This window comes from Streptomyces sp. NPDC058000, assembly GCF_042886435.1.
GTDB lineage: Bacteria > Actinomycetota > Actinomycetes > Streptomycetales > Streptomycetaceae > Streptomyces.
Window position 1 is genome coordinate 111,612 of sequence record NZ_JBHVQS010000006.1, and the last position, 17,124, is coordinate 128,735.

Here is a 17,124-nt window from a genome sequence, read left to right on the forward strand (position 1 = left end):
GCCGGACGGCGCCGGGGCGCGCCCCGAAGCGCGGACCGCGGGAGGCTCCCGTGGGTGACCGCCGCGCCCTGTTGATCGCGACCGAGCGTTACCTCGACGACTCGCTGCCCCAGCTGCGGTCGCCGGTCCACGACGCCCGCAAGCTGGCGGCGCTGCTCGAAGACCCGGACATCGGCCAGTTCGACTCCGTACAGGTCCTGGTCGACGAGTCCAAGGCGGTCATCGAGGAGGCCATCGAGCGGCTCTTCATGGACCGCGAGGTGGATCTCGCGCTGGTCTACCTGTCGTGCCACGGCCTGAAGGACCGTCGGGGGCGGTTGCACTTCGCGACCGTGCGGACCAACCGCGAGATGATCCGGGCCAGTTCGGTCTCGGCGGAGTTCATCAAGGAGTCGATGGAGTTCAGCCGGGCGCAGCAGAAGATAGCGCTGTTGGACTGCTGCTTCTCCGGCGCGTTCGGCACGTCGAAGGGCGATCTGGGCCTCGACGACATCCCCCGGCAGTTCGTGGACCACCGCGGCAGCTATGTGATCACCGCGGCCAACTCCGTCCAGGAGGCCATCGAGGACGCGCCCCCGGGCGGCGGGCCGGCCGAGTGGAGCTCGGTGTTCACCCGCGCCGTGATCGACGGCCTGAACACCGGTCGCGCCGACCTCGACGAGGACGGCTGGGTCACGGCGCAGGAGCTGTACCAGTACGTTTCCGACACGGTGGCCCGCACCCACGAGCAGAAGCCCACCTTCTTCGGCAGCGACATCCAGGGCGGCAGCCGGCTGCGACTGTCGAAGGCGTCTCCGCACGCGCACCGGCCGTTCCCCGGCCTCACCGAGACCGACGGCCCGTCGCCGCTCGCCACCGTGGACCAGTTGCTGCCGCCGTTGGTGGTGACCCGCGACCGCGGCCTCGCGGCCGAGAACTGGCGGGACAGCGGGCAGTTGATCACGCCGATCGGCCGGTCGCACCGGGCCGAGGGCCGCCGGGTCCAGACCCACTACGTGAACCTCTCCGGTGGCGCCGGGCACGTGGCCGTGGCCGGGGGGCCGCGCAGCGGCAAGACCCTGCTGCTCCAGACGCTGGTGACCTCGCTCGCCCTGACGCACACCCCGTACGAGGTCGAGTTCCACTGCGTCGACTTCGGCGGCGGCGGGCTGCGCCGGCTCAAGCACCTGCCGCACGTCCGCGGTTTCGCCCAGCGCCAGGACCCGGACGGGGTGCACCGGATGGTCGCGCAGGCGGTGGCGCTCAACACCCGCCGGGAGAACGACTTCGAGCGCCTGCCGGCGATCGACTCCATCGAGGCGTACCGGGGTGCGCGGGCCCGCGGTCTGCTCGCCGACCAGCCGGTCGGCGACCTCTTCCTGGTCGTCGACGGGTGGGCGGAGTTCGCCGAGAACTTCCAGGACCTGGCGGTGGCACTGCGCGGCATCGGGACCACCGGCCTGCGCCACGGGGTGCACCTGATGGTGAGCACGTCCCGCTGGGCGGCCGTCCCCCGGCCGCTGCTGGAGGTGATGCTGACCCGCTTCGAGCTGGCGCTCAGCTCCCCCGACGAGTCCCTGATCCACCCCGAGCTGGCCGCCCGGCTGACCCCCGCCACGCCGGGTGTGGCGCTCTGCAACGACCGGGCCGAGAAGCGGTACGTGCACATCGCGCTGCCGCGTACGGACGGGGTGGCCGCGGTGCACGACCTGGCGGCGGCCGCGGCGGAGCTGGGCACCCGGGCCCGTGGCGGCTGGGCGCGGTTCGCATCGGTCGAGCCGCCGTCGGCCGTCCGCACCGCGCAGGACGAGCTGTCGTTCGCGGAGCTGCTGGAGATCGGGGATCCAGGGGGCTTCGAGGTATCCGGTCCGTGGCGGCGGCGTGCGCCGGAGCACCGGCTGCGGGTGCCGATCGGGATCGGGCAGGACGGGCAGCCGGCCTTCCTGGACCTCAAGGAAGCGTCCCAGGGCGGGATGGGCCCGCACGGGCTGTGCGTGGGCGCCACCGGCTCCGGCAAGTCCGAGCTGTTGCGCACCCTGGTGCTGGCGCTGGCCGTCACCCACTCCTCCGAGCACCTCAACTTCATCCTCGCGGACTTCAAGGGCGGAGCGACGTTCGCCGGCATGGCGGAGCTGCCGCACGTCGCGGCGGTGATCACCAATCTCGCCGACGACACCGCGCTGATCGACCGGATGCGGGACGCGCTCACCGGCGAGTTGCAGCGCCGCCAGGAGCTGCTGCGCTCCGCGGGGAACCACCCGAACATCACCGGCTACGAGCGGGCCCGGGCCGCGGGGGCGGCCCTGCCGCCGCTGCCTTCGCTGGTCGTCGTGGTGGACGAGTTCAGCGAACTGCTCACGTCCAAGCCGGACTTCATCGAGATGTTCGTCCAGATCGGCCGGATCGGCCGCTCCCTCGGCGTGCACATGCTGCTCGCCTCACAACGCCTGGAGGAGGGCCGGCTGCGCGGTCTGGACACCCACCTCTCGTACCGGATCGGGCTGCGGACCTTCTCCGCGGCGGAGTCGCGGGCGGCGATCGGGGTGCCGGACGCCTACCACCTGCCGAGCACCCCGGGCGCCGGCATCCTCCAGCACGGCAGCGAGTCCATGATCCGGTTCATGGGCGCGTATGCGTCGGCCGCCTACCGGGCTCCCGGGGCGCCCCCGGGGGCCGGGGACCGCGTGGCGGCGCTCTCCGAGAGCGTGCTGGACGTCCTGGTCCAGCGGATGCGGGGCCAGGGCCCGCCGGCGCACCAGGTCTGGCTGCCGCCGCTGGACGCGCCGCCGACTGTCGACCAGCTGCTGCCGCCGCTGGTGGCCACCGCCGAGCGCGGTCTGCACCCGGCCTCGTACGACGCGCTGGGCCGTCTGGTGGTGCCCGCCGCGGTGGTGGACAAGCCGTTCGAACAGCGCCGTGAGGTGATGTACCTGGACTTCTCCGGGACGGCCGGGCACGGGCTGTTCGTGGGTGGTCCGCAGACCGGCAAGTCGACCGCGCTGCGCTCGGTGATCGCCGCGTTCGCACTCACCCACACCCCTCGCGAAGTGCAGTTCTACTGTGTGGACTTCGGCGGCGGCGGGATGCTCGACCTGGCGGGGCTGCCGCACGTCGGCGGGGTCACCACCCGGATGGAGCCGGACCGGGTGCGCCGTACGGTCGCCGAGGTCAGCGGGATCCTGGAGCGTCGGGAGGAGTTCTTCCGCGCCCACGGCATCGACTCCATCGCCACCTACCGGCAGCGCCGGGCGGCCGGGGAGTTCCCGTCGGAGGCGTGGGGCGACGTCTTCCTGGTGATCGACGGTTTCTCCTCCTTCCGGTCGGACTTCGAGCAGTTGGACGGCACCCTCCTCGACCTCGCCGGGCGCGGCCTGGGCTTCGGCGTCCATCTCATGGTCAGTGTCGCCCGGTACAGCGAGGTCCGGCCGGCGCTGCGCGATCTGCTGCTGAACCGGGTCGAGCTGCGGCTGGGCGACCCCTTGGAGTCGGAGGTCGACCGCCGGCAGGCGGTCAACGTGCCGGTCGGCCGGCCCGGCCGGGGTCTGTCGCCGAACCGGCTGCACTTCCTCGCCGCGCTGCCGCGGATCGACGGCGTCGCCGAGGGCGACAACCTGGGCATCGCGCTGGGCGAGCTGGCCTCGGCGGTGGGTACGCACTGGTCGGGTCCGGTGGCGCCGCCGGTGCGGGTGCTGCCGGCGGTGTTCCCGGCCGCCGAGCTGCCGCCGCCCGCGGCGGGCCCGCCCGGCATCGCGTTCGGCATCGACGAGACAGCCCTCGCGCCGGTCCGCATCGATTTCGAGACCGATCCGCTGCTGGTGGTCTACGGCGAGGGCGAGTCCGGCAAGTCGTCGCTGCTGCGGCTCCTGGTCCGGCAGATCGCCGCGCACTATCCGGACAAGCAGGCCCTGATGGTGGTCAGCGACTACCGCCGGGGACTGCTGGGCGACCTGCCCGACGGCCATGTCGCCGACTACTGCACCACGGCCTCGCGGCTGAAGGAGGCGGTCACCGGGATCGCCGAGTCGCTGGGACGCCGGATGCCGGGGCCGGACGTCACACCGGAGCAGTTGCGCAACCGCAGCTGGTACGACGCACCGGACGCGTTCGTGCTCGTCGACGACTACGACCTGGTGGCGACCAGCAGCGGCAATCCGCTCCAGCCACTGCTGGAGTACCTGCCGTTCGCCCGTGACCTGGGGCTGCGCCTGATCCTGGCGCGCCGCACCGCGGGCGCCAGCCGGGCGGTCTTCGAGCCGGTGACGCAGCGCGTCCTGGAGCTGGGTGCGCAGGCCCTGCTGTTCTCCGGCGACCCGGCGGAGGGCATGCTGGTCGGCCCGCACCGCCCGGCGCAGCTGCCGCCGGGCCGGGCGCGGTTCATCAGCCGTAAGCGGGAGGCACGACTGGTGCAAACGGCCTGGTTGCCGCAGGGGTAGGTGCGGTCGGTAGCTGCTCGCGGGGGCAGATTTGCCCCGGGCCGGGGGCGGTGTGCGAGAGTGGGTTTTCCGGCCGGCCGGGCGTTTCGTCCTGTGCTGCGGTGGCCGCCGGAATTCCCGATAGGCCCCATCCCTGAACGACGGTTCCGGCCGTGCCCTGCACGGATCCTGCCCGTTTTTCCTCCCCTCCCCCAGAGCGATTTCTTCCCCGGAGAGCGATGCAGGCGACGACTCTTCTCCCCCGGACCGCGGATCTGTTCACCCAGGGCCTGGAGCGGCAGGCCGGCTCCGCGCTGCTGCGTTTCGGCGCCGCACGGCCGCGACCGGACGGCCGGATCAGTTGGTCCGGCGACGGCGCGGTGGCCTGGCTCGACGAGCCGCGCGGCCATGTCTGGAGCGTCGGCGAGCCGACCGCGGCGGCCGGCCTCGTCCTCCGTGCCGCACATCAACTCCCGGACACGGTGCAGGAGTTCACCGGTCCGCGGGGTACCGATGCGCTGCTCGGCCGCCATCTGGCGGTGGCCGAGCGGATCGCCTGGGTGTTCCGGTGGACGCTCGCCGAGCCGCCGGCCCATCCGGCGGAGGAGCGGGTGGTCGCGCTGGACGAGACACACCACGACGAGCTGCTCGCCTTCCTCACCGAGCACAGCCCGGCGCACTCGACCGGGCCCGGCTCCGCGGACGTCAGCCTGTGGGCCGGGCTCCGCGGCGCGGACGGGCAGCTGGTGGCCTGCGGTGCGCTGAGCACGCTGCGGGACAACGGCGCCCCGCTGATGGCGTCGGTCGCCACCGACGCGGCCCAGCGCGGCCAGGGGCTGGGTGCGGCGTTGACCTCGTGGCTGACCCGGTACGCCGTCCGCCGGTACGGGTTCTGCACCCTGTGGCAGCTCGCCGACAACGCCCCCGCCGAGCGGCTCTACACCCGCCTCGGCTACCGCAACGAGGATCCGTGCGTGGCCGGGCGGTTCAGCGCGCGCTGACCACCGGGGTGTGCCGGTGGTGGAAGCGGTTCCACAGGCGGCCGGTGCGGCGACCGGTGCGCTCCGGCCTGAGCGGCGGGAGCGCGTCGGTCAGGAAGAAGAGGTAGGCCAGGATCTGGAGCACCCAGCGGTTGAGGGCAAGGAGGCCGCGGAACTGGCTCCGGGGGTAGCGGCCGGTCCGGAGCAGCCCGGCGGCGGGCGAGCTCAAGATCAGGATCGTCAGGGCGACCAGCGCCAGGATGGCCGACAGTCCGCCGATCCACCACACCAGGCGGAAGACCAGGCCGACGAGCACCAGTAGCAGGAGCTCCGGGAGGGCGCGCAGCCTCGACAGGAGCAGCCCGGGGCCGCGGGGCAGGTGCTCCGGGCGGTCGATGTACAGGCGGGCGGGGTAGTCGGGCACATCGCGGAGGGTGAAGGGCGGGTAGCGGTCAGTGGCCAGCGCCCCGTAGGAGTAGTAGGACACCCGCCAGGCCCAGCGCAGCACGCCGCTGGTGAAGCCGAACAGCAGCCGGGGGTAGCGCCCGGTGAAGAAGATCACCGGGAACGCCAGCGCGGTGGCCAGCAGGAAGCCGATGCCCAGCGCGGTCAGCATGATGTGGTGCGGGACGAGGAGCAGCCACTTCACCGCCCAGAGCCAGCGGGACAGCGGTTCGTCCAGCTCCGCCTCGACCCGTACCGGCTGGTAGTCCGCGGCGATCGACGACATGGCCGTCAGCTCCTTCCGCCATAGTGGCCGGATCTGGCCGGAGCGTGCCCCCTCACTTCCAGCGTGACCGAGTCGGGCCGGTTTGTCAGTAGCCCCGAGCCGACGCTCTCGCGGACGGTGTTCCCCCTGTTGGCGCCGGCCCGCCGGCCCGGCCCGTGGCGGCGGGCCGGGGGCGGGAGCGGCCGCGGTCAGTCGCGGGCCATCTGCTCCGGGATGGCCGGGCGGCCGGCCTGCTTGGTCTCGGCGCCGTGGGCGAAACCGCCGGCGTCGCCGGCGTCGCGGTGCGGGCGCTGCTGGGCCTGGAGGCGCGGCAGGACGCGGCGCAGGTCTTCGAGGAACAGGTCGCCGAGGTCGTGACCGAAGCCGTTGCGGATGACGACGCGGAGGGCGGCCAGGTCGGTGCGGTTGGCGGGGAAGGTGTAGGCGGGGACCTGCCAGCCGCGTTCGCGGAGGGCGGCGGAGACGTCGAAGACGGTGAAGTTGGTGACGTCGTCGCTGATCCGGAAGGCGAAGACGGGGAGTTGGCTGCCGTCGGTGAGCAGGGTGAAGGGGCCCATCTCGGCGATCTCGGCGGCGACCCGGGTGGCGACGTCCCGGCTGGTCTGCTGGACAGCGCGGTAGCCGTCGAAGCCCAGGCGCAGGAAGTTGTAGTACTGGGCGATGACTTGGGCGCCGGGCCGGGAGAAGTTCAGCGCGAAGGTCGGCATGTCGCCGCCCAGGTAGTTGACGTGGAAGACCAGGTCGTCGGGGAGCGCGTCGGCGTCCCGCCACAGGGCCCAGCCGACGCCGGGCATCACCAGGCCGTACTTGTGGCCGGAGGTGTTGATGGAGGCGACCCGCGGGAGCCGGAAGTCCCAGGCGAGTTCGGGGTCGAGGAAGGGGGCGATCATCGCGCCGGAGGCGCCGTCGACGTGCAGCGGGACGTCGATGCCGGTGCGCTCCTGAAGGTCGTCGAGGGCCGCGGAGATCTCGGCGACGGGCTCGTAGGCGCCGTCGAAGGTCGAGCCGAGGACGGCGACGACGCCGATGGTGTTCTCGTCGCAGAGTTCGACGGCCTGCTCCGGGGAGAGGATGAAGCGGTCGCCCTCCATGGGGACGTAGCGCGGCTCGACTTCGAAGTAGTTGGCGAACTTCTCCCAGCAGATCTGGACGTTGATGCCCATCACCATGTTGGGGCGCTCGGTGGACTTGCCCTCGGCGCGCCGGCGGTGCTGCCAGCGGCGCTTGAGCGCCAGTCCGGCGAGCATCGCGGCCTCGCTGGACCCGGTGGTCGAACAGCCCACCGCGGCATGGGAGTCGGGGGCGTGCCACAGGTCGGCGAGCATGTGCACGCAGCGCGCCTCGATCTCGGCGGTCTGCGGGTACTCGTCCTTGTCGATCATGTTCTTCTCGGCGCACTCGGCCATCAGGCGCTGTGCCTGCGGTTCGGCCCAGGTGCTGACGAAGGTGGCGAGGTTGAGCCGGGCGTTGCCGTCCAGCATGAGTTCGTCGTGGACGATCTGGTACGCGGTGTCGGGGTCCATGCCGTCGGCCGGCAGTTCGTACCGGGGGACGTGGACCGGTTGCCGGCTGAAGACCGGGTTGACGGCGAGGTTGCGGCTGGCGTCGCGGTGCTGGTGCGGGCGCTTGAGTGGCATGGTGAGCGTGTCCTTCTCGGGTACGTGCCGGACCGTGCGGCGGACGGTCCGGTCGGCCCTCCCGCCCGGCCGGGCCGGTCCACACGCGGCGGCCAGGTTAACGGGTGCGACTGTGCGGGGGCGGCGGGTTGCGCCACTGCGGTGCGACGAGCGGTCACCGGGAGGATAAACGGGGAGCAAATCCCGCGAACTCCGGCCAAGTGTCCGCTAACTTTCCCCGTCACACGGCCCACATATGAGCAATTCTCCACATTCGACGCGGAATTTGCCAATTTGCGGATGGAGCTGAAAATGCCGGCCCATGGTGAACTCCCTAGATATTGACCACTGTTGGAGATATTCGCCCGCATCCTGGCACCGGCATTCACCTTCCCCCACATGCATCGCCTTGAAAACCGCGCGGGAACACCTCGACACCGCCGAACTCCCCGGTCCTGTTGGGACGTCAGGACATCCTCGATGTGATGTTGCCGTGGCACCTGGGCAAGGACGGCGATCGGGAACTCATCCCGCCGACCGGCATGACCGTGGCCGAGGCCGCCGCACTCGTCCGCTCCCAGCAGAAAGAACGTCTGGTTCCGCGGCTGCATCCATAGGCCAATGGGACATCCGCCCGGGCCGACGACGCGTACCCGTACGCGTCGTGCCGCCATTTCGCGAGAAGCTTTTCAGTTCCCTTGGACGGCAAAAGGCAAAGGCAAGGAGAACTCTCTCCTTGCCACTCTCAACGTATAGCGCACTGGGGGGCTTGCGGCAAGACCCGGGTGGTGGCGCAGAATCGTCGGCCGATGCCACAACCTACGGAAATGGGGGCACGGCGTACGTGTGTTGTTGTCGACGTATGGGGGACGCGGTGACGTCGAACCAGTGGTGGGACCGGCAGCGCGGTTGCGGGTGCGCGGCGCGGAGGTGCGGGGGTGCGCGCCGCCAGACTGGGCGGAGCGGCCGGCCGACTCGGCAGAGGGAAGGCCACCAGGGATGAGGACGTGCTCGACAAGAGGTTCGACGGAGTTGGAGGCGCCGGTGATTCGATCGGCCACCGCAGCGCAACGGAGCACGGCTGCCTCGGAGGTATCGCAGTGATCGAGCAGTACGTGTTGGATCTTCAAGAGGTTGACGAGACGCAGGTCGCGGTCGTCGGCGGCAAGGCCGCGCACCTGGGCGGACTGTCGCGGATCGAAGGCATCCGCGTGCCGGGGGGCTTTTGCGTGACGACGGACGCCTTCCGGCGGATCATCGCGGAAGCGCCGTCGATCGACGATCAGCTGGATCAGTTGTCGCGCTTGACCCGCTCTGACGGCGAGGGGGACGACCGGGAGGCGATCCGCACGCTCAGCGCGCAGATTCGTCGGACCATCGAAGGGATTGCCATCCCGGGCGATCTCGCGGCGGCGATCACCCGCGCGCTCGCCCGGCTCGGCGAGCAGGCCGCCTACGCCGTCCGATCCAGCGCGACGGCAGAGGACCTGCCGACGGCCTCCTTCGCCGGCCAGCAGGACACATATCTGAACGTCGTGGGGCCGACGGCGATCCTCCAGCACGTCAGCCGGTGCTGGGCCTCGCTGTTCACCGAGCGGGCCGTGACCTACCGCCAGCGGAACGGCATCGACCACCGTACGGTCCACATGGCCGTGGTCGTGCAGCAGATGGTCTTCCCGCATGCGGCCGGCATCCTGTTCACGGCCGACCCCGTCACGGGCAACCGGAAGGTCGCCACCGTGGACGCCGGCTTCGGCCTCGGCGAGGCCCTGGTCTCCGGCCTGGTGAACCCGGACGTCTTCACGGTGCGAGACGGCGAAGTCGTCGCCAAGGCGATCGCCGCCAAACAGCGTGCCGTGCACGCCGTGCCGGCCGGCGGTACGCAGGAAGTGGCGATCGACGCGGCGCGGCAGGAGCAGCCGGCGCTGACGGATGCGCAGGTCGTGCGGCTCGTACAGCTCGGGCGGCGGATCGAAGCGCACTTCGGCCGCCCGCAGGACATCGAGTGGTGCCTGGTCGATGAGGGCTTCCAGATCGTTCAGAGCCGGCCGATCACGACGCTGTTCCCCGTCCCCGAGACCGGCGACCAGGAGAACCACGTCTACGTCTCCGTTGGTCACGGGCAGATGATGACCGACCCCATGAAGCCCCTGGGGCTCTCCATGTGGCAGCTGACGGCCATGGTGCCGATGCACGAGGCCGGCGGAAGGCTGTTCGTCGACGTCACCCGGCGCCTGGCCTCGCCCGCGAGCCGCGCCGGCCTCCTGGACGTTCTGGGGAGAGGCGATCCGCTGATCAGGGACGCTCTGGAGACCGTCCTCGGCCGCGACGATTTCGTCCCGTCGCTCCCGGACGCCCCTCCCGGCAGGCCACAGTCCGGCGGGCCGCCGGCCAGCGGTGCGCCCGCCCCGATCGAGACCGATCCGGCCATCGTCACCGAGCTGATCGAGCGCAGCCGGGTGTCCATCGCCGCCCTGGAGCGGGACATCCGGACGAAGACCGGACCGGCGCTGTTCGACTTCCTGCTGGGGGCCTTCGAGGAGCACAAGCGAGTCCTCAGCGATCCGCTGAACCTTCAGGCGATCATGGCGGGGATGGAGGCCACGTGGTGGCTCAACGACAAGCTTCAGGAGTGGCTGGGCGAGAAGAACGCGGCTGACACGCTCACGCTGTCCGCCCCCGACAACGTCACGTCGGAGATGGGACTGGCGCTGCTCGACGTCGCGGACGTGATCCGCCCGCAGTCGGAGGTGGTGGCGTTCCTCCAGAGCGTCGAGGACGTCGAGGGCGCGGCCTTCCTGGACGAGCTGGCGAAGCTCGCGGGCGGGACCGAAGCGCGCGACGCCATAGAGGCTTACCTCGACCGGTACGGCATGCGCTGCGTCGGCGAGATCGACATCACGAGGCCGCGTTGGCGCGAGCGCCCCGGCACGCTCGTGTCCGTGATCCTCGACAACGTCAGGAACTTCGAGCCGGGTGCCGCCGAGCGGCGCTTCGAGCAAGGGCGGCAGAAGGCGCAGAAGAAGGAACAGGACGTGCTGTCACGCTTGCGGGCCCTGCCGGACGGGGACCGAAAAGCCGACGAGGCCAAGCGGATGATCGACCGGGTCCGAACCTTCATCGGGTACCGGGAGTACCCGAAGTACGGCATCGTCAGCCGCTACTTCGTCTACAAGCGGGCCTTGCTGGAGGAGGCCGAGCGCCTCGTGCGGGCCGACGTGGTGCGTGAGAAGGAGGACGTCTTCTACCTCACGTTCCAGGAGTTCCACGACGTCGTGCGCTCGAACCAGGTGGATGACCGGCTCATCCAGCAGCGCAAGGACGCGTTCCGGTCGTACCACGCGCTCACACCGCCCCGGGTGCTCACCTCGGATGGTGAGGCCGTCACCGGGGCGTACCGGCGCGACGACGTGCCGGCCGGCGCCCTGGTCGGCCTAGCCGTTTCCGCCGGGACCATCGAGGGAAGGGCCCGCGTCATCCTTGATATGGCGGAGGCCGATCTCGAAGCGGGCGACATCCTGGTCACGACCTTCACGGACCCCAGCTGGTCGCCGCTGTTCGTCGGAATCGCGGGCCTGGTGACGGAGGTGGGCGGCCTGATGACCCATGGCGCGGTGATCGCCCGGGAGTACGGCTTGCCGGCCGTCGTGGGCGTGGAGAACGCCACCCGGCTGATCCGGGACGGGCAGCGGATCCGCGTGCACGGAACCGACGGGTACGTCGAGATCCTGCCTTGACCGACCACACCGAGAAGCCCCGTCCGTAGCTTCCGACTACACAACGCCGAGCAGTTGACGACCACCCCACGACCGGCGTCCGCAACGCGCACCGCGGCCGCGGGCTCGGCGTGGACGGTGCGCTGGCTCTTCCGCGGCGGATCCGACGTCCTCCTGGCGTTGGCGGGGACCGGATGACGTGTGCGCGATCAGGCGTCCAAGGCACCCAAACTCCTAGGACGTCCGAGTAGTTGCCGCGACTTTCGGACAGTTCCGGACAGGACGGATGACCGCCTGTGGGCCGCGTCCTACGGGAGGAGCGGGCGCCGGACCAGGGCAGGCGAGGCGGTGCCGCAGGGCCCGGGACCGGCCGATCCGGCGTACGTGTTCGTCCGGTTTTCGCCTCCCGGTCCCGTGTTACCAGGGTGAAAGGTGGGCCTACCGAGCCCCATGAGGTGCTCGGGTGTATTCGACCGGTTGTGTGGCTCGACAAACCTTTTGGAGGGAACATGCGTACCGAGATCGTTCTTCAGGAGTTCGACGAGGCCGACCTCGACCTGGATCTGCGTATCTCCGATGTCTCGGACCAGGCCCAGGAGTTCGGCCAGGGCACCTACACCTCGCCGAGCAGCTATGCGATCGGCACCCGTTGTCCGACCTGCTGCTGACCTCGGGGTGAGCTCCGGAGCGGGGCGGGCCCTGTCCGCCCCGCTCTCCCGTACCACCGCAGTGAATGCTGTGCCGCCGGCGACGTGGGGGACGAACCAGGTGCGACCAGATCTGGATGTGTTCGAGATCCGAGAGCCGGTGCTGGTGCGGATGGCCAGTACGCCGCGGGGGCCGGACGCCGGCCGCATCGACCCCGACGACCCGGTCACCGGGGTGCGGCAGTTGGCCGGCGATCCCCTGCTTCGCCAGGCCGTCGAGGTGGCCAGCGGCAGCCTCGCGCACAGCCTGGACCGGCTGGACACCGCGGACGGCGCGGCGGGCCTCGGCCGGAAGCGGACGCTCAGCGCGGCGCGGACCCTCACCCGGTACGCGCGGCGGGCGGGCGGCCGGCCCACCCCCTTCGGCCTGTTCGCCGGCGTCGGCCGCGCCCGCTTCGGCGCCGCGGCCAAGGCGGAACTCACCGGTCCGGGCGAGGTTGCGGCCCGGCTCGACGGCGGCTGGCTGCACCGCCGCGTCCTGGACTGGCTGGCGGTCCCCGAGGTCCGGCGCCGGGTCGACGTCGTGCTCAACGACCTGTGCGTCCGCCGGGACGGGCGGCTGCTCCTGCACTCCGGCGAACGGGAGACGTCGGCGCGGGACAACGCGCTGGTGGGCATGGTCCGGGAGGCGGCGGCCCGGCCGGTGGCCTACGCCGCACTGCTCGACCGGTTGGCCGCGCGGTTCCCCGCCATCGCCCCGGAGCGGATCGACACCCTGCTCGCCGGACTGGTGCAACACGGCCTCCTCCTCACCTCCCTGACCCCGTACCGGATCGATGACGCGCTCCTCGACCGGATCGAGTCCGCGCTGGCGGGGGTCGTGCCCGGTGGCTCCGAGGGGCTGCGGGCGGTCCGCGCGGCAGCGGCCGCCTACGCGGCGGAACCGCCGGGCGAGGGCGGTCGGGCGTGGCACGCGCTGCTGGCGGGCGTCCGCCGCCTCGACACCGACGGGAGCGAGAGCGGGAGCCGGAGCGAGAGCCGGAGCCTGAGCGGGGACACGGCGGTCGGGGCTCGGGACGCCGAGGCCCGTCGCCCCGGACGGCACGCACCCGGTACCCCGGCCGCGGACGGCACGGGGCGACCGCCGGTCCAGGTCGACCTGCGGCTGACCGGCGACTTCGTGCTGCCGGAAGCGATCGGCGAAGAGGTCCGCCGGTACGCCGCGGCGATCTGGGCGATGACCCCGGAGTGGGGGACGTTGGCGTATATGCGGGACTACCGCGACCGCTTCATCGAGCGGTACGGAACCGCCTGCGCGGTCCCCCTCGCCGACCTGGTCGATCCGCACAGGGGGCTGGGGCTGCCGCCGGAGTACCACGAGGGCGGCGCGGCGGCGCCCGTATCCCAGGGGCCCGGTGGCGGCGACGCCGACCGTGCGCGCCGTACCGCCGTCGCCGAACTCGTCCACCAGGCGGTCCTGGACGGCGGCGACATCGAGCTGACCGACGACGACGTGGCGCGGTTGGCGGCCGCCGCCGGGCACACGCCGGGCGGCCGGCCGCCCCGCACCCTCGAACTGTGCTTCCAGGTGCTGGCCGACAGCCCGGCCGCCCTCGACCGCGGTGACTTCCTGCTCCTGGGCAGCCCGCACATCGGATCGTGGACGGCCGGCGCGACGGCGGGCCGCTTCGCCGCCGCCGCCGGTCTCACCGACCCACTGTCCCAACTGGTCGGCGGGCGGGACGAAGAGCCCGACGACGTCCTGCGCGCACAGGTGGAACTGGCGCCGCGGGACCCGCGGTCGCTGAACATCGTGCAGGTACCGCCGCTGCTCCCGTACCGCATCCCCATCGGGGTCGCCGACGACCGCGGCGACCCGCACTGCCTGGACTGGCGCGCCCTGCTGGTCGCGGCCGGGGACGACGGCCTGCGCCTGCTGCACGGCCCGACGGGCCGTCAGATCGCGCCGGTGATCCCGCACATGCTTGCACTCGATTCCCAGGCACCCCCGGTGGCCCGCTTCCTGGCGGACCTGGCAGCGGCCCGTCCACGGGTCTGGTCGGGCTGGGACTGGGCGGGCCTGGACGTGCTGCCGTACCTGCCGCGGGTCCGCTACGGCCGGGTGCTGACCTCCCCCCGCCGCTGGCTCGCCGGCCGCCCGCTGCGGGACGCGGCCCGTACGCCGGGCGCCGCCGCCTGGGACGACGGCCTGCACGCCTGGCGTCGCCGCAACCGGGTGCCGGACCGGCTCCAGATCGCCCGCAACGACCAGATGTTCCCCATCGACCTGCGCGAACCGTGGGACCGGGCACTGCTCCGGGCCGAACTGACCGCCGTGGAGCCGCGGTTCGTCCTGTACGAGGACCTCACCGCCGACGGCCGCGGACTCGGCTGGAACTCCGGTCACAGCACCGAGATCGTGGTGCCGCTGGCGCGCACAGCCCGGACGGGAAGGAGCGGACCGCCCGCCGCACCACTCCCCGCCGCCGTATCGGAAGCGTCTCCTCCGGTGCGCGGCGCGACGGACGCGGGTGCGCCACCGATCGCCGCGCCGCTCCGCCCCGCCCCCACCCGCGTCCACCTCCCCGGCGAGGACTGGCTGTTCGTCAAGCTCTACGCCGACCCGGCGACCCATGACGCGCTCCTGGCGGACCGGCTGCCCGCGCTCCTGGCCGAGGTCGAAGCCGATAACGACCGCTGGTTCTTCCTCCGCTACCGGGACCCGGAACCGCATCTGCGGCTGCGCTTCCACGGCACGCCCGCGGAGCTGACCGGCCGGGTGCTGCCCGCCGTCGCCCGGCACGTGCGGGAGCTGATCGGGTCCGGGGCGGTGCGCACCATGACCCTGGACGCGTACCGGCCCGAGACCGACCGGTACGGCGGCCCGGCGGCCCAGGAGGCGGCCGAGCGGCTCTTCGGCACGGACAGTCGGTCCGCCCTGCTCCAGCTGCGGGCGCGGCGGGCCGGGGCGGCAGCGGTACCCGACGAGGTGCTGGCCGCGGCCGGCCATGCGGTCCTGCTGGACTCGCTCGGCGACTGGGACTGGTGCGCCTGGGTGGACCGCATGTTCACCAAGGGGCCCGATCACGAGGTCTACCAGCGGCACCGTGCGCTGGCCGATCGGCTGATCCGGCCCGGGGAGACCGCCGGGGACACCGTCCGGCACGCCGCGCGGGCGCTCGGGATGCCCGCACTGGCGGAACTGTGGACCGAGTCGCCGGAGCCGCGTGCGTACGGGGACCTGCTGCGCGCCGCCCCGGAAGCGGATCGCGACGAGGCCGTCCTGTCCCTGCTGCACATGCGGCACAACCGGCTGTTCGGCATCGACCGGGCGGCGGAGGCCCGCGGCTACGCGGTGCTCCGGGGTACGGTCCGGACGCTGCTCGGCCGCCGGGCGCACGGGGTCGGACCCGGTGGTGGACCACCGGACGGCACCGCCAGCCGGGACCCGGCTCCGGACGGTGACGCCGTCGGAGCGGGGGCGGCCCGATGACCACCACCGACCCGACCGCGCCCCGCGCACGCACCGCCCTGCGGGACCGCGCCGGAGCCGTCTCGGCGGAGCTCCTCGACCGGCTCGCCGACCCGGCCGCCACCATGGCCGCGACCCGGATCCCCGCCGAAGCGGCCGACGACGCCCGGCCCGAGGGCATCTGGGCGGAACTGACCCTCGGCAGCGGCAGCCCCGGCCTCTCCCTCGCGTTCAGCGGCGGCACCGGGCCGGCGACCGACCGCACCGCCCGCGCGCACCGCTATCTCGCCGTCGCGACCCGGGCCGCGGCCAACGGCGACACCGTTCCCAGCGGGATCTTCAAGGGCCCCGGGGCGCTGTCCTGCGCGGTCCTCGTCGCCCACCGTGCCACCGGCGGCTACGTCTCCGCACTGCAACGGCTCGACGCGTACCAACGCGACCTGGTCCGCACCGCACTGCCCGACGTCCCCGACGGCCCCCTGGCCACCATCGGGCACTACGAGGTGGTCCGCGGGATGACCGGCGTCGGTCGCTACCTCCTCGCCCGCGCCGACACCTGCTCCGACGAACTGGCCGATGTTCTCGGCTACTTGACGCGGCTGGCGCTCGGCGACGTCGTACACCCCCAGGGCCACCGGGTGCCGCGCTGGTGGGCCCTCGACGCCCCGCGGATCGGCGCCGAGGCCGCGCTCCCCGGTGGGCACCTCAACCTCGGCCTGTCGCACGGCGTGGCGGGGCCGCTGGCGCTGCTCTCCCTCGCCTGGCAGCAGGGCGTCCGCCTACCGGGCCAGCGGGACGCCATCGAATCCGCGGCCGCCCTGCTGACGCGGTGGGCCGTACGGGACGCGCACGGGGTGTACTGGCCGGGCCATCTCAGCCTCGCCCAGTGGCTGGCCGGCCCCGAGGCGTACGACGAACCGGCCGGCTGGCCCTCCTGGTGCTACGGCGCACCGGGCGTCTCCCGCGCCCTCCAACTGGCGGGACGCGCACTGGGCAGACCGGACTGGACCGCACTGGCCGCGGCTTCGGTCGAACGGCTGCTGACGCTCCCCCTGGAGCAGTGGGGCATCACCGACCACGCGCTCTGCCACGGCTGGGCCGGCGCACTGCACCAACTGGGCCGGCTGGCCGAGGACTTCACGGCCGGCCACGAGGCGCCCGCGTCCCGGCCCGCCGACCAGCATCCGCACCGCGCGCTCACCGACCGGCTCGCGATCCGGCGCGACGAGGTGGCGTCCCGTCTCCTCGACGCCTTCCGGCCCGATGTGCCGTTCGGCTACCGCTTCACCATGACGCGGGTGCCGTTCGCCTCCGATGTCTCCGGCTATCTGGACGGCTCGGCGGGCGTCGCCCTGGCCTTGGACGCCTATGCGACGGGCGGCGCCCCCACGGGCTGGGACCTGCCGTTGCTGCTGTCCTGAGTTCCCCGGTCCGGGCGGTCCGGCCGGGACGCACCCGGTGTGCGGGGTCCGCCACGGACCGCCGTCGCCCGCTCGGCGCGCGTGATCGGCCCGGAGCTGGTGTGCTGGTGGAGGAGGCCGTTGCACCAGCACCTGACGGCGCCGGCAGGTG

General features: G+C 72.5%; 9 protein-coding genes. 7 read left to right on the forward strand and 2 right to left on the reverse strand.

Annotation, left to right across the window (positions count from 1 at the left end):
- The first annotated feature begins 50 nt into the window (after nucleotides 1-50).
- On the forward strand, nucleotides 51-4,412 hold the full coding sequence (gene eccCb, locus ACFVT2_RS09150; protein ID WP_390014111.1) for a type VII secretion protein EccCb: 4,362 nt from the start codon (nucleotides 51-53) through the stop codon (nucleotides 4,410-4,412).
- Between the two features lie 218 nt (nucleotides 4,413-4,630).
- Entirely contained in the window at nucleotides 4,631-5,392 is a 762-nt protein-coding gene (locus ACFVT2_RS09155) for a GNAT family N-acetyltransferase (RefSeq protein ID WP_390014113.1), read from the forward strand.
- Here the strand turns inward: ACFVT2_RS09155 and ACFVT2_RS09160 are convergent.
- A complete protein-coding gene (locus tag ACFVT2_RS09160; protein ID WP_390014115.1) occupies nucleotides 5,379-6,101 on the reverse strand; it encodes a DUF4389 domain-containing protein in 723 nt (240 codons plus the stop codon). The genes ACFVT2_RS09155 and ACFVT2_RS09160 overlap by 14 nt on opposite strands.
- A gap of 188 nt (nucleotides 6,102-6,289) precedes the next feature.
- Complete coding sequence (locus tag ACFVT2_RS09165) at nucleotides 6,290-7,738, reverse strand: glutamate decarboxylase (protein ID WP_390014118.1); 1,449 nt, start codon at nucleotides 7,736-7,738, stop codon at nucleotides 6,290-6,292.
- 437 nt (nucleotides 7,739-8,175) lie between these two features.
- On the opposite strand from ACFVT2_RS09165, the gene ACFVT2_RS09170 reads away from it, so the two are divergent.
- The 5 genes from ACFVT2_RS09170 (at nucleotide 8,176) to ACFVT2_RS09190 (ending at nucleotide 16,973) form a co-directional block, all read left to right on the forward strand.
- Complete coding sequence (locus ACFVT2_RS09170) at nucleotides 8,176-8,334, forward strand: DUF6309 family protein (RefSeq protein WP_390014120.1); 159 nt, start codon at nucleotides 8,176-8,178, stop codon at nucleotides 8,332-8,334.
- Between the two features lie 483 nt (nucleotides 8,335-8,817).
- Nucleotides 8,818-11,454, forward strand: a complete 2,637-nt coding sequence (gene rph / locus ACFVT2_RS09175; RefSeq protein WP_390014475.1) for a rifamycin-inactivating phosphotransferase — start codon at nucleotides 8,818-8,820, stop codon at nucleotides 11,452-11,454.
- Between the two features lie 488 nt (nucleotides 11,455-11,942).
- Complete coding sequence (gene lanA, locus ACFVT2_RS09180) at nucleotides 11,943-12,101, forward strand: SCO0268 family class II lanthipeptide (protein ID WP_390014123.1); 159 nt, start codon at nucleotides 11,943-11,945, stop codon at nucleotides 12,099-12,101.
- Nucleotides 12,102-12,252: 151 nt separating this feature from the next.
- Nucleotides 12,253-15,573, forward strand: a complete 3,321-nt coding sequence (locus ACFVT2_RS09185) for a lantibiotic dehydratase (protein WP_390014478.1) — start codon at nucleotides 12,253-12,255, stop codon at nucleotides 15,571-15,573.
- Nucleotides 15,570-16,973, forward strand: a complete 1,404-nt coding sequence (locus tag ACFVT2_RS09190; RefSeq protein ID WP_390014125.1) for a lanthionine synthetase C family protein — start codon at nucleotides 15,570-15,572, stop codon at nucleotides 16,971-16,973. The genes ACFVT2_RS09185 and ACFVT2_RS09190 overlap by 4 nt, the downstream gene beginning before the upstream one ends.
- Nucleotides 16,974-17,124 lie beyond the last annotated feature (151 nt).

Bases quoted from the DNA above. Each gene is read 5' to 3' on its own strand.
- ACFVT2_RS09165 (WP_390014118.1), bottom strand. From the start codon at position 7,738: ATGCCACTCAAGCGCCCGCACCAGCACCGCGACGCCAGCCGCAACCTC.
- ACFVT2_RS09190 (WP_390014125.1), top strand. From the start codon at position 15,570: ATGACCACCACCGACCCGACCGCGCCCCGCGCACGCACCGCCCTGCGG.
- ACFVT2_RS09160 (WP_390014115.1), bottom strand. From the start codon at position 6,101: ATGTCGTCGATCGCCGCGGACTACCAGCCGGTACGGGTCGAGGCGGAG.
- ACFVT2_RS09185 (WP_390014478.1), top strand. From the start codon at position 12,253: ATGGCCAGTACGCCGCGGGGGCCGGACGCCGGCCGCATCGACCCCGAC.
- lanA (WP_390014123.1), top strand. From the start codon at position 11,943: ATGCGTACCGAGATCGTTCTTCAGGAGTTCGACGAGGCCGACCTCGAC.
- ACFVT2_RS09155 (WP_390014113.1), top strand. From the start codon at position 4,631: ATGCAGGCGACGACTCTTCTCCCCCGGACCGCGGATCTGTTCACCCAG.